Annotated in this window: 11 protein-coding genes and 3 pseudogenes; 5 read left to right on the forward strand and 9 right to left on the reverse strand. The window is 45.3% G+C overall.

Annotated features, from left to right (window positions below):
* Nucleotides 1-388: 388 nt before the first annotated feature.
* A complete protein-coding gene (locus tag N4J56_RS06570) occupies nucleotides 389-919 on the forward strand; it encodes a hypothetical protein (RefSeq protein WP_317105726.1) in 531 nt (176 codons plus the stop codon).
* An 85-nt stretch (nucleotides 920-1,004) separates the two neighbouring features.
* On the opposite strand, the gene N4J56_RS06575 is transcribed toward N4J56_RS06570, so the two are convergent.
* Nucleotides 1,005-1,670, reverse strand: a complete 666-nt coding sequence (locus N4J56_RS06575) for a hypothetical protein (protein ID WP_317105727.1) — start codon at nucleotides 1,668-1,670, stop codon at nucleotides 1,005-1,007.
* Nucleotides 1,671-2,158: 488 nt separating this feature from the next.
* On the opposite strand from N4J56_RS06575, the gene N4J56_RS06580 reads away from it, so the two are divergent.
* The gene (locus N4J56_RS06580; protein WP_317105728.1) at nucleotides 2,159-2,788 is read left to right on the forward strand and encodes a DUF1802 family protein; all 630 of its coding nucleotides are present in this window, start codon (nucleotides 2,159-2,161) and stop codon (nucleotides 2,786-2,788) included.
* Here N4J56_RS06580 and N4J56_RS06585 read toward each other — a convergent pair.
* The 4 genes and pseudogenes from N4J56_RS06585 to N4J56_RS06600 all read right to left on the reverse strand — a co-directional run.
* Nucleotides 2,722-3,789: a WD40 repeat domain-containing protein gene (locus N4J56_RS06585; protein ID WP_317105729.1), complete on the reverse strand. Its 1,068-nt coding sequence runs from the start codon at nucleotides 3,787-3,789 to the stop codon at nucleotides 2,722-2,724. The two genes, N4J56_RS06580 and N4J56_RS06585, sit on opposite strands and share 67 nt — an antisense overlap.
* A 79-nt stretch (nucleotides 3,790-3,868) precedes the next feature.
* Nucleotides 3,869-4,468, reverse strand: a pseudogene (locus N4J56_RS06590) (CobW family GTP-binding protein); the annotation flags it as partial.
* A 22-nt stretch (nucleotides 4,469-4,490) separates the two neighbouring features.
* Nucleotides 4,491-5,269, reverse strand: a pseudogene (locus tag N4J56_RS06595) (IS5 family transposase).
* An 80-nt stretch (nucleotides 5,270-5,349) separates the two neighbouring features.
* Nucleotides 5,350-5,733: pseudogene (locus tag N4J56_RS06600) on the reverse strand (CobW family GTP-binding protein); the annotation flags it as partial.
* A 562-nt stretch (nucleotides 5,734-6,295) separates the two neighbouring features.
* Here N4J56_RS06600 and N4J56_RS06605 point away from each other — a divergent pair.
* From N4J56_RS06605 to N4J56_RS06615, 3 genes are read left to right on the forward strand one after another with little or no spacing between them, the layout of a single operon-like run.
* Nucleotides 6,296-7,747, forward strand: a complete 1,452-nt coding sequence (locus tag N4J56_RS06605) for an ATPase domain-containing protein (RefSeq protein WP_317105731.1) — start codon at nucleotides 6,296-6,298, stop codon at nucleotides 7,745-7,747.
* Nucleotides 7,737-8,108: a two-component system response regulator gene (locus N4J56_RS06610; protein WP_317105732.1), complete on the forward strand. Its 372-nt coding sequence runs from the start codon at nucleotides 7,737-7,739 to the stop codon at nucleotides 8,106-8,108. The genes N4J56_RS06605 and N4J56_RS06610 overlap by 11 nt, the downstream gene beginning before the upstream one ends.
* A 38-nt stretch (nucleotides 8,109-8,146) precedes the next feature.
* Complete coding sequence (locus N4J56_RS06615) at nucleotides 8,147-9,703, forward strand: sensor histidine kinase (protein ID WP_317105733.1); 1,557 nt, start codon at nucleotides 8,147-8,149, stop codon at nucleotides 9,701-9,703.
* Here the strand turns inward: N4J56_RS06615 and N4J56_RS06620 are convergent.
* The 4 genes from N4J56_RS06620 to N4J56_RS06635 form a co-directional block, all read right to left on the reverse strand.
* Nucleotides 9,700-10,608 carry an alpha/beta hydrolase gene (locus N4J56_RS06620; protein WP_317105734.1) on the reverse strand — a complete coding sequence of 303 codons (909 nt, stop codon included), beginning with the start codon at nucleotides 10,606-10,608 and terminating at the stop codon, nucleotides 9,700-9,702. The two genes, N4J56_RS06615 and N4J56_RS06620, sit on opposite strands and share 4 nt — an antisense overlap.
* A gap of 467 nt (nucleotides 10,609-11,075) precedes the next feature.
* The gene (locus tag N4J56_RS06625) at nucleotides 11,076-12,488 is read right to left on the reverse strand and encodes a cation:proton antiporter (protein ID WP_410500303.1); all 1,413 of its coding nucleotides are present in this window, start codon (nucleotides 12,486-12,488) and stop codon (nucleotides 11,076-11,078) included.
* Nucleotides 12,489-12,507: 19 nt separating this feature from the next.
* Nucleotides 12,508-12,645 (reverse strand): hypothetical protein, encoded by a 138-nt coding sequence (locus tag N4J56_RS06630; RefSeq protein WP_317105736.1) that lies wholly within the window; start codon nucleotides 12,643-12,645, stop codon nucleotides 12,508-12,510.
* Nucleotides 12,646-12,677: 32 nt separating this feature from the next.
* On the reverse strand, nucleotides 12,678-13,010 hold the full coding sequence (locus N4J56_RS06635; RefSeq protein ID WP_317105737.1) for a P-II family nitrogen regulator: 333 nt from the start codon (nucleotides 13,008-13,010) through the stop codon (nucleotides 12,678-12,680).
* Nucleotides 13,011-13,084: the final 74 nt, after the last annotated feature.

Below are 13,084 nucleotides of genomic sequence, written 5' to 3' on the forward strand. Positions count from 1 at the left end.
TTGCAGTGAACCCGCCCATACAACTTTTGACTTTCTACGCGATCGCAGATATTTTGCACAAGAAACATTTTTATCCTTAACTTTGATGCATGAAATAATTTGAGACATTAGATATTTCTACTTAGGTTCAATCGCAGCTCAGACACCTTAATATTTCTTAACTCCAAAATTGAAATTTCGCAGAAGTTAGCGATAAAGCTTATCATTATATTTCAATTCTTCTCTCGACTACTTTGTTCGATCTAAGTTGTTTTTAGAAAGATATAAAAACGAAAAATAAGCCTAACTCTAAGTAGGTGCAACTGGTAATGTTGCCTGTATGAATGAGTGATGGTTGCTAAACAACAGTTAATAACTATCGAACAAAGCGGATTTAGAGGAGGAGCAGATGGTTTTAGTAAAACATAGATGCACCGTTGGTACATTTACAACTCGTCAGGAAGCAGAACAAGCATTTGCCAAATTATATTGTGCGGGTTTTCCTATTAGTCATATTTCTGTAGCCAGTAAAGATGCAGAATTATTGGCAGATTTAAGAGCGGCAATTCAGAGAACTCAAGCTGACGCACTCGCAACAGAACAAACAGAAAAATCGCCCTGTGCCATGATTGTCGGTAGCACAGTCGGCGCGATCGGTGGTTGTTTAGTAAGTATTGGTATTTTACTGGTACCAGGAGTTGCTCCAGCGTTAGCTGTTGGTACGGTAGGAACAACTTTAGCTGCGACTTTATTCGGTACGGGGATTGGATTGGCTTGTGGTGGTGCGATCTCAACCTTAAACTGCGCTGACAGACTGACAGTAAGTACAAATGTAGAAAGCGATCGCTCTTTCCCACAAGAGTATTTAGTCATCGTAGAAGGCACGGATGCAGAAGCACGCCGCGCCCAGAGAATTTTGGCAAATGGGGCTAGCGGTTAGGTAGAATTCGGAATCCCCCTGCGGGAAAGCAAGCTACGGAACTCGGAATTAAATACTGATTGACTAACCGCTAACCGCTCATGTTTTATCGAGGGGTTGTCTGAGAACCACTTTGAGATGGAGTTTTCTTAGAGCCACTGGGCTTGCTGCTAGGAGTCATCTCCGAATCACTAGAACTATCAGGGCTAGTCATGCTACCGCTACCTGGAGTGGTGCTGCTACCTGGAGTCATCGTGTCGCTACCAGAGTTAGAAGGAGTCGTAGTGCCATTGGAATCAGAACCAGTACCAGGATAAGTGGTAGTACCTGGAGTGGTGCTGCTGCCTGGAGTCGTGCTACTGCCTGGAGTCGTGCTGCCTGGAGTCGTGCTGCTGCCTGGAGTCGTGCTGCCAGGATAAGTGGTAGTACTTGGAGTGGTGCTGCTGCCTGGAGTCGTGCTGCTGCCTGGAGTCGTGCTGCCAGGGTAAGTGGTAGTACCTGGAGTGGTGCTGCTGCCTGGAGTCGTGCTGCTGCCTGGAGTCGTGCTACTGCCTGGAGTCGTGCTGCTGCCTGGTGACATCTCTGTACCAGTAGAAGAACCGCTGCCACTACTAGGGCTAGAAGTAGACTGAGCTAAAAACTGTCTGGTATTTCCATCGGAGGAATTAGGTAGAGCAAACGCTGGTAAACCGAGTAAAGCGCTAGCACCAGCAATTCCAAGTAAGCTAAAAAGTTTTGTATTCAAGCTTTTCTTAGTTATATTTCCGCTCATTTTAATTTCCTCACTTGTTGTGGTGTTACAGTCAATAACTTTGTAACTGTCTTGGCAATACTAACAAAGATATTTCAGGGCTGACGACGATAATTATGATTTCAAATCAGCCAATTTGCTTAAATAATTGAGTCAGAAAATCATCGAAAAACGTTGCTGTGTTTGATTTAGTTCCCAATTGTTTTAAAAATCGCTTTAAAGTTATGTAGTAGTTTTATTCAGCTGTGCTATCGATCGCCACTTGCCTTGACCAAACCATTACTAGGATGGAGATTGAGAGAAGTACTATGCTGTTACACAACAAAAAAAAGACCGCATCATTGAGTGCGATCGCAGGTTATGAGAATACTTAATTAGACCATTTTTTCAGGAACTTATCGTCACTTAACCTAGTCGAACTATTGTTTAGCAAATTATTGTTTGAATCGATGGCAGCAACACAATAGAAGTGGTAATTATTAGAGAGGGGAAATTATAGAGATTTACCGATGTTACTAACCACAATCCACGCACTCAAGGAATGGGCGGTTGCTGTTAACGCGATCGAACGGGGCGAAACGATCTTACTATTGCGTAAAGGTGGTATCCGTGAAAGTGGCGGACAATTTCAAGTCGATCGCGACGAGGTTCTGCTTTACCCCACTTACGAACACCAACAGCCCGAATTACTCAAGCCTGAGTATGCTGCGCAAGTGACTCCGGTAGCATCTGGTTGGCATCCTGAGACAATTCGGATAGGCAGTTGGGCAAAGATTACTGATATTGTACCAGTGTTAGACGAGACAATTGTGAATGCTTTGCTACCGTTCCATGTTTGGAACGAAAAATTTATTCGCGATCGCCTCAAATGGAAACCCCGTCAACCCGTGTATGTCTTACTTTTGCGGGCTTATAAGTTACCACGATCGCGTCAAATTTCCTATTGTGCTGAATATGGCGGTTGCAGATCGTGGATCGATTTAAATGAAGTGATCGATCTTGAGGCTGCTACACCAGTTTTAGATGATGTCACCTACGAGCAAAAAGTTTCAGAAATTCGGAATGCGATCGACTATTTACCGCGACCAAATCCAGTTCCTCGCGAAGCTTTTGACCACAGCAACAATTCCCCTGTTTGACTCCCTGCTACTAATTTTTGCCCTTGGGGATGCCAAGCCAGACAAGATAACCCATCAGTTGCATCGTCAATTAACTGCGCGACACGTTTGGCTTTTTGCCACAAACACAGCCAACCATCAGCCGCTGCCGAAGCGAGAAGCAGACTACCAGGTTGAAAGGCGATCGCCTGTACGACATCTGTATGTCGCTGCAACAATCTACTATCCCAGCCTAAATTTTCATCCTCCAGTTTTTCCCATACAACAATTCCTTCAACGCTGGCAGAAGCTAGTAATGGTGCGTCTTGCTGTGTTCTAATATTTGACCAAGCTAGGTGACGAATCTTACCAGGAAAGCCCCGCATCACCCAAGGATGGGGATTGCCCCATTCTAAAACTGTAATCGTCCGATCCATGTTACCAGAGGCGATGTACTTGCCATCAATTGACCAAGCGATCGCCAGACTTGCCGATGGTATATCTATAACGTACGGATCGTCATCCCAATCTGTTGCATCCCAAACCTTTGCCCCCTGATATCCCGCGATCGCCAAATACTGTCCATCTGGATGCCAGTCTATTCCTAATACAGAAGAATTCTCAAAATTGAGAGTAACAACAATCTCCTCTGTATTTGCATCCCACACTTGGACGTAGCGCCCCAAACTAAAAGCTAGTTGGTTACTTCTGGGATTCCAAGCCAACTTATCCACCCAAGCAGGAGCATTTTCCAAAGTGATAATTAATTGGCGATCGCGCCAGCGCCAAATCTTTACTCGTCCATCCTGTCCTCCTGTAGCTAAAAATTGCCCGTCGTGGGAGAAAGTAAGGCAATCAACTGATGTACCGTTATTGGCTTGTAGAGCAAAGAGTGTTTCCCCATCCCACAGCGTCACCCCTCCCGCCGCGTCGCTAGCAACGATTTGACCGTCACTCGACCAAGCGATCGCGGTGACGTAATCCTCCAGAGTTGTACGTGTCTGGAGTTCGAGTAATTGGCTGCTAGTTGTGGGGAATTTCATAATTTAGGGGAATGGTAATTGGTAATTGGTAATTGGTAATTGGTAATGAGTAATTATTCTCCCTTGTCTCCCTGCTCCCTTAAATCAAACAAGCCCGAAAATCTTCTTTCAGCTTGTCTGCATCTAAATTGCGATCGATGAATACTAATTCATTTTTTCTTTCGTCGTCAGATTTCCAGGGGCGATCGCGTGTACCGTCAAATAGCATGTGTACTCCCTGAAATACGTAGCGGTGGTCGTCTCCAGCAATATTTAAAATACCTTTCATGCGAAAGATATCGGGTCCCTGCGTTTGCAACAAGTAAGACAGCCAATCGTTCAACTTTTGCATATCGAGAGTCCCTGGTTCGACAATGGCAATGGAACCTACAGTTTCATCGTGTTCGTGGGCATCTTCTCCTAAAAAGTTTGGATCGATCTCTAGGGCGCGTTTGAGATCGAAGGCTTGCACGCCTAAGAGTGCATCCATACCCAATTCAGAGTTACGGGTGTGGTAGATTTTGGCGATCGCATTCATGCCACGAATTCGCCGTTCTAATTCTGCTAACTCTGCTTCTGAGACTAAATCGATCTTATTGAGCAATATCACGTCGGCAAAAGCAATCTGTTCTTGGGCTTCATCTGCTTCCCAGTGCTGCCAAATGTGCTTGGCATCTACCACTGTTACGACGGCATCTAAGAGCTGATTTATAAAGTAAAAATCAAGCAGCTAGTCGTCTCAGCATCAGCCGTACCATAGCAGCGTAGACCATAGATTCACTTATTTCCGGTAGGAGTTCATAATCCTTACTTAGTCGTCGATAGCGTCCTAGCCAGCCAAAAGTTCGTTCAACTACCCATCTTCTGGGCAAAACTTCAAACCCATCTGTAATCCGCTTAACTATTTCTACTTCTGCACCGCAGACTACCATTACAGCTTGTGCAAAATTCTCTCCACTGTAGCCACTATCTGCCCAAATTAGCTCTAAAGACTTAGAGTTATAGCACTCTTCTAGCAATGCCACTATTGCTCTAATCGTTCTGAAGCATTAGCTTCGGTGATTACTACACCCATTAGTAGTCCTTGAGGATCTACTACGACATGGCGTTTGCGACCTTTAACTAGCTTGCCGCCATCAAAGCCGGATACTTCCCCTTTTTCCGTCGTTTTTACGGACTGGCTATCCACAATTGCAGCAGTAGCTTGATGAGATTTGCCCAGCTTCATCCGTACTTGTTCACGTAAGGCAAGATTTATCTGCTGCCAAATTCCTCATTTTTGCCAACGCCGAAAGTAATAATAAACCGTTGAATAGGGTGGGAAGTCATGTGGTAGCATCTCCCAAGCACAGCCAGTTTTCAGCAAATAAAAGATGGCATTTACTACCTCACGCATATCCACAGTACGTGGATGTCCTCCTGGTCTTACAGGTGGAATTAATGGTTCAATGATTTGCCATTCTCGATCGGTTAAATCACTTTTGTAAGCTTTTCTACTCATGAGGCAATGCTTTGGGCTACTGTCTTGTCATAGTAAAAGCCTCTTGCCTCCATTCTCGCTGCTTTCAACTTTTCTTTATAAATGACCTCTAAAGATAGCTGAGTTTGCATATCTTCATCGACAAAGAATGTCTGAATCACGGGCGCAGGATCGGCTAACCCGGTGGTTTCAATTACCAAATGGTCAAATTTATCGCGCCGCCGCATTAAATTACCAATAATCCGAATTAAGTCACCGCGCACGGTACAGCAGATGCAACCATTATTCATCTCAAAGATTTCTTCATCTGCATCAATCACCAATTGGTTATCGATTCCTACTTCCCCAAACTCATTGACAATTACAGCTACTTTCTTACCGTGTTCGTAGGTCAGAATGCGATTGAGTAGGGTTGTCTTACCCGATCCGAGATAGCCCGTCAGTACGGTAACGGGGACTACATTATTCGCTGCTGTAGTTACCATAGCTCAATTTGTTTACCTTACATAATTTAGAATGATAACCATTCTTATACAATTTTACAGCCTGACGCGCACTACAATTTGCGCCGTAATTACTGGAGCGAGTAGCAGCCTGCGCTACAGCGACTTAAAATTAAATTTGGGCAGGCGAGCTACATCTCTCTAACAGATAGAGACAGGGAGACAATTTCATCGTAGGGTGGGCATTGCCCATGATTAACTCAAATTACTATAGAACTCAGGGCGATAATTGTTTTCCAAAACAATCTAACAAAGATAAAATTAAGAAAGCATTCAATAGGGAAATTAAACAACAAATATAATTTCACTTCAAGTCGTTCAAACAATTAATTAAACCAGTCATAAAGTGATACATTGTTTAATTTTAAAAAAATGAATATGCTTAGCTCGAATATAGATTTATTAGTCGGTGGGCAATATCTACCCTACTAAAATCTGAAATTGTCTCGCTCAGTAAATGTCAATCTCAATTAAAATTAAAACTGAAAAAAATCGAACCAGAAAACATAGAAAATGGTGGGTACTGATTTGAAGGACTTGAGCAATGAGTGAGCGTATGTCCACGGGCATTTCAGGCTTGGACGAAGTGCTGTACGGTGGATTAATTCCAGTTCGAGCTTATCTGGTGCGAGGAGGATCGGGCGCGGGCAAGACAACACTTGGACTCAGTTTTTTGGTTGAAGGCGTTGCTAGCGGTGAAAAGCCGCTGTATATAACTTTAGGGGAATCCGCAGAGCAAATTCGCACAAATGCCGAGCGTATAGGTTTTGATACCCAAGGAATTACCTTCCTCGACCTCAGCCCAACATCAGACTTTTTTAGCCAAGTCCAGACTTACGATATTTTCTCGGCGGCGGAAGTCGAACGAGAACCGATGACGCAACAAATTGTAGACCAGGTGCGATCGCTGCAACCGCAGCGGGTGTTTTTAGATGCGATGACTCAATTTCGCTATTTATCTAGCGATACATTTCAGTTCCGCAAACAAGTGTTGTCGTTTTTGCGGTTTTTATTAGAGAAAGGCGTAACGGTACTATTTTCTTCTGAAGATGGCGGCTCCGCACCAGATGACGATCTACAGTTTATGAGCGATGGGGTAATCCATCTGCAACAAAGCTTGGAGGGACGCAGCATTAGCGTCACCAAGTTTCGCGGCTCTGATTTTCGACCTGGCTTGCACTTTATGCGCTTGACTGACAGAGGTATGGAAGTGTTTCCTCGCCTCCAGCCTGAAGTCCATAAACAAGAATTTAAACTAGAGGTTATTCCTTCAGGAGTACCGGACTTAGACGAATTGATGCGTGGTGGGATAGAGCGGGGAACGGTGACGCTGTTCACAGGTCCAAGTGGAGTTGGCAAGACCACCATTGGACTCCAATTTATGAAAGAAGCCGCAGGACGGGGAGAGCGATCGGTTGTTTATATGTTTGAGGAACCAATTGAGGTCATGCTGCATCGTTGCGAAGCTATCAATATTCCAGTTTATGCCATGATGCAGCGACAAACGCTTTCTGTCATTCCGATTGAACCACTCCTCCACAGTCCCGATGAGTTTGCCAATATGGTGCAGCAGGAAGTAGAGCAGCAAAAGGCTCGGATCGTCATGATTGATAGCGTTTCTGGTTATCGAGTTTCCCTGCGCGGTCGGGATGAGGTTTTAGTGACTCACTTGCACGCCCTTTGTAAGTATTTACAAAATATGGGAGTGACGGTGATTTTAGTGAATGAAACCGAAAGCATTACGGGCAACTTTCGGGCAACGGAAATAGGCATCAGCTACATGGCAGATAATATTATTTTTCTGCGTTATTTGGAGATCAAAGGCGAGATCCGCAAGGCAATTGGCGTACTGAAGAAACGGTTGTCTAGTTTTGAAAAAACGCTGCGAGAGCTAGAAATTACTCGTTATGGAATCAAGGTTGGGAAACCTTTAACCCATTTACGCAACATCCTTAGCGGTACTCCCGAATGGATCGATAAAAACGGTGAGCGATAAACAGCCAATTATACTGAGTGTAAATCGCAACCGTCGTAATTCGGAATTGTTAGCTCAGTTTTTAGCGAAACAGGGATATCAAGTTCTTAGCGCGGCAAGTCAGGCAGAAATCGAGTCCGTGTTAGAAAATACCAATAAGATCGAGTTAGTGTTGTTAGATATTTCTGGGTTCGATCGCCAAATTTGGACTGTATGCCAACGGTTACAAGAGAAAGCCATTCCCTTCGTCGCGATCGCAGCACCTCATCAAGCGGGAATGCAGCAGGCGTGTCTGGCTCGCGGCGCACTCGGCTTGCTAGTGAAACCATTGACCGCTCAAAACCTATTACAGTTAATTCGCAATCTGCTACAGCGAGCGTGATGATTTTACGATTAACTATTAATTATTAATTATTAACTATGGGTCGAATTCTACTGCTGCTCGAACACCAAGAAAATCGTCGTCTGTTATCGGAGTGGCTATCACCTCGTTATTCGGTCATTCTACCGAAAGTGGCAGCAAAGGTAACTGAGCCAGCAGATTTAGATTTGCAACCCTTTGACCTATGTATCCTTGATGCTAGAGCATTAGATCGTTTTTGGGAATGGGTACAAGCGAAAAGAACTGCCGAAAAACCAGTCTTTTTACCCTTTTTGCTGGTAACTGCGCGTCAGGATGTAGGATACGCGACTCGGCATTTATGGCAAAGTATCGACGACTTAATTTCCAAACCGATTGAAAAAATAGAGTTACAGGCACGAGTAGAAATTTTACTGCGATCGCGCCAATTTTCACTTCAACTTCAGACCACAAATCAGCAACTTCAGCAACAAATAATTGCCCGTCAGCAAGCCGAGGCGGGAGAAGAACGAGCGATCGCCGCCCAGCACCAAAGTGCAATCCAGTTTCAGCGCTTAATTAACTCTAATTTAATTGGGGCGATCGCTGCCGATATAGAGGGGAACATTACAGATGCCAATGATGCCTTTTTAACAATGGTCGGTTATACCCGCGAAGACTTAGAGCAGGGAAAGATCCGTTGGGATGATATGACTCCAACAGAGTATCGCGATCGCGATCGCGATTCGATCGAGCAGTTAAGAAATACGGGTGTTTGTAATGCTTTTGAGAAAGAGTATATTCGAGCTGATGGCAGTCGGGTTCCGGTGCTAATTGGAGTTACTGTTGTAGAAAACTCTCCTCGTTTAAATTGTGTTGCTTTTGTCCTAGACATCACCCAACGCAAGCAAGCAGAAGCAGAAATGCGTCATGCTCTAGAAAAAGAACGCGAATTGAACGAACTGAAATCTCGGTTTGTTTCGATGGTTTCGCATGAGTTTCGCAACCCACTGAATTTGATTTCTGGTACAGCTCAACTGCTGGTTCGCAGCAATAACAAACTATCCGAGCCGAAAAAACAAGAATTGCTCCAACGTCAGCAAGCCGCAGTCAATCGGTTGATCGAACTGTTAGATGATGTACTTACGCTCGGTCGCGCCGAAGTTGGCAAGTTAGAGTTTAATCCAATTGAGCTAGAATTAGAAGCATTTTGCCGTCAGTTGGTAGCAGAAATGCAGCTGACAGCTAAAGAAGCACACGCGATCGCACTTGTATCTCCAGGCAAACGTTTCACCGCCAAAGCGGATAAAAAGCTTTTACAGCAAATATTGACCAATTTACTCTCAAATGCAATTAAATATTCACCCCAAGGTGGATTTATCACGCTTGAACTTGCTTGTCAAGAAAACGAGGTGATTTTCCGTGTCAAAGACGAAGGGATTGGAATTCCTCCCAAGGATTTACAAAGGCTGTTTGAATCGTTTCATCGCGCTAGTAATGTTGGTGGTATTCCTGGTACTGGATTGGGGCTAGCAGTCGTTAAGCAAGCGATAGAATTGCATCAAGGTGCGATCGCGGTTGAGAGTGAAGAGGGAGTTGGTACTACATTTACAGTTACGCTACCGATGGATCGCTAGAGTAGAAAAGGCAAAACGATCTCTGCTAGTTCGGCGGCATACTCTTCATACAAACCCAGCGAACCTGGTAGTGTCTTTGTCTGGACTCCTGGTAAAGTTGCCAAAGCTTCCATTTCTGCCCGCGACTTGGGTGGAGACTGTTCCCCAATAACGACTAACACGGGTATAGATCCTTGAAACCAATTGAGAAAATCTTCTCGTTGTTGCACCGGATCTAAATTCCCAGTCACGAAAGCAGCTGGAGCAAATCGCGCCCCTGGTTGCTGGGTAATTTCCCATTTTTGCTGAATGAAATCGTCTGTCAGCTTTGTCTTGTCTGCATAGACGTGACTGCCGTACATGTAGCGCAAAAAGCCAGGTGTGGTATTCATCTTATACAAAGCCTGACCGACAACGGGCGATCGCACGGCTTGTCTAACCGTCCCAGCGACTTGTTTGTTCACGCCCATTGTTGTTAAGGGACCCCGCCAAGTAGGTGCAACTAAGACAATTTTAGAGAAAGCTTGTGGTTGAGTAGCTGCCAGTTGCATAGCGTAACCAGCAGCATGACCAGCAGCAACAACTATAATCGGAGTTTGAAACGTGCTATTAACAAAATCTTTCAACAACTGCTGATATAACTCAGGGCGATAATCGAGCGGAAGGCGAGACGACGCACCAAAACCCAACCAATCGATCGCTACAGCTTGAAAATGCGGAGATAATAAATTTGCCAGTTGCGCCATTTCTCCTCTAGTAGAAACGGTGCTAAAGGCAGGTAAGAGTAGAACGGGCGTTCCTTGTCCCAGAGTTTCGTAGACCAACTTGAGGGATTGTCCTTGCCAAGACCAAGGAAATTCGCGCACTTCTCCACCCATCACGCTAGCTGGCTGAGTAGAGGTTAGATCGGTTGAGGCAATAGTCATAAGACAAAATATTAAAAATGATTCTCAACACCTCTATTTTATCGGGAGTCGGGAATCGGGAGTCGGGAGTCGGAAATGAGGAGTGAATGCGACTCATTTTTACATTTCAGCAAATTTTTTTGAACGCAAGAACTTGTAGAGGCGGGTTCACTTAAAACACTATTTATACAGAAAAATTCCGTTTAAGATTCGCGATCGGGAGGTTGTTGTAGCTGGTATTAAATGTTACTGGCTGGGAACACTAAATCCATCACCAGCCACAACAACGATTGAGTATTGGTGAGGACGTAACCGACAGATAGGCTGTGTCAGTGTCTAGAGTCAAATGAACACGAGGTCATCGGCATTTACCCAACTACCGTTGATTGGTGTAACTTGGTGCTAGAAACTCTGCAATTTCTCGATCGTTCACCCAACCTCGCACCACAATCATCTATTGAGTAAACAGCCGTAATCTCGTAAAACCGTTACTCACTTGCTGTTTCTACAGCCGTGGTAGATTCTGGGATGGGATTCGTGGATGAACCAAAGGCAACCCGTAAAAAAGGTGGAGCCAGAAAAGTTGTCAAAATTACCATGATAATAATCGACACCTCCAGCGGCTTATCCAAAATGCCGCTAGCTGAGCCGATGCCAGCAAACACTAGACCCACCTCCCCTCGAGGGATCATCCCAACCCCGATCGCGAGGCGATTGATTCCGGGTAGTCCAAACACTGCCCAGCCCGTCACCAGTTTGCCAACGATCGCCACCCCTACCAAAAAGACAGCAATCAATAGTCCCGCCCGATTCTCCGGTACTGCCGGGTTCAAAACACCGAGGTCGGCACGCGCTCCCACCGTCACAAAGAAGATTGGTACTAGTAAATCGGCGATTGGTTTGATTAATTCATCTAACTCGTTCCGGGCATCGGTTTCATCGAGTACCAAACCCGCTGCAAAGGCACCCAAAATCGCTTCGAGATGAATGGCGTTACCTAAAAATGCCATAAAGAAAGCGAAGATGAATGCCGGAATAACAATATTTCCACGGGTTTTGAGCTGATCTACGATCGCCACAAAACTTTTGTTAAAGACACCCCCCAACAAAATTGCTCCAATCAAGAATGCCGTAGCGCTGACAATCAAGTAAATGACATTGGCGACATCAATCTCACCGGTTTTGGCTAAGCTGGCGACTACAGCCAAGACAATAATGCCGAGGACATCATCAATCACCGCCGCGCCAACAATGATTTGCCCTTCTTTGGATTTGAGTTGACCTAACTCTGCCAACACTTTAGAGGTAATGCCGATACTCGTTGCCGTTAACGCAGCCCCCGCAAAAATCGCTGGAATTGCGGCTACATGAAAGAGCATCATTAACCCTGCCGTACCCGCCGCAAAAGGTGCTGCGACTCCGACACAGGCGACAACCGTGGCTTGAATGCCCACTTCCTTCAGTTGCCGCAGATCGGATTCCAGTCCAATTTCAAACAGCAGAATAATCACGCCGATTTCAGCCAGAACCGAAATCACTTCACTTTGCGATTCAAAGATCCGGGTCAACGCATCTGGTGTCAATTGATTTAACCCTTGCAGCGCCGTCATAATTACCGAGTCAGAGGCAGACAGCCCCCCTTCGGGAAAGATCACCAGGTGCAACGCCGAAACGCCGACAATCACACCAGCGACCAGTTCCCCCAGGACGGGTGGAAAATCCAACCGCCTAGCGACCTCTGCGCCAAACTTGCTGGCCAGATAAATTACTACCAGCGTCAGCAATACGCCAGACAGAATAATGGGTGAATCTTCAGCAACAACGGTCGCCAGGAATGGTATTGGAGCCATGAGAGCGGCTATCCCCCCACTGAAAGGAGGCAGAATGTTGGACAAAATCATGAGTTTAAAGCAATGAAGGTTAGTGGTTTGAGGGAGTCATAAAATTGCGGGGGTGATGAAAGTTGAGATTATCTTGAATCACAATCAACTTCTCTGCTTGGGCATCCTCTAAATCGACTAATGTTTTGAGTAACGTCCACCAAAAAGCCGGGGTCATGACCCGGCCTTTTTGGTCTGTGTCGTCTCGATTCAACAGCCGTCTGGTCCACAGAAACTGTGCCCGTACAGAACCTCCGCGTCACAGATATAGATCATGCCTGCAAAATCGAGGAAAAACTTCACTGCGACCTGATCCGCAATATTCTCAGCCATATCCCGATCCGGGGTGAGCACCTCGAATTTTATATTCGCCTGGGTGTCAGAAACGCTGGGTTGTCCCGACGAGCGCACGTTGCGACTGCCTTTACCACCGGTTTCCAAAACCGTATAACCAGTTGCCCCGGCTTCTTCAATGATATTGGCGATCTTTTTCAGCAAAATCTTTTCTGTAACGATGACAAGCTTTTTAGCTGGCTTTGCCATATTGGTTACCTCCTTACATATGTATATTGATCTTGGATATCGATCTACTTGGTCTGCCGAGCCAACAGAGCACC

It is taken from the genome of Chroococcidiopsis sp. SAG 2025 (genome assembly GCF_032860985.1).
In the GTDB taxonomy this organism is placed as follows: Bacteria; Cyanobacteriota; Cyanobacteriia; order Cyanobacteriales; family Chroococcidiopsidaceae; genus Chroococcidiopsis.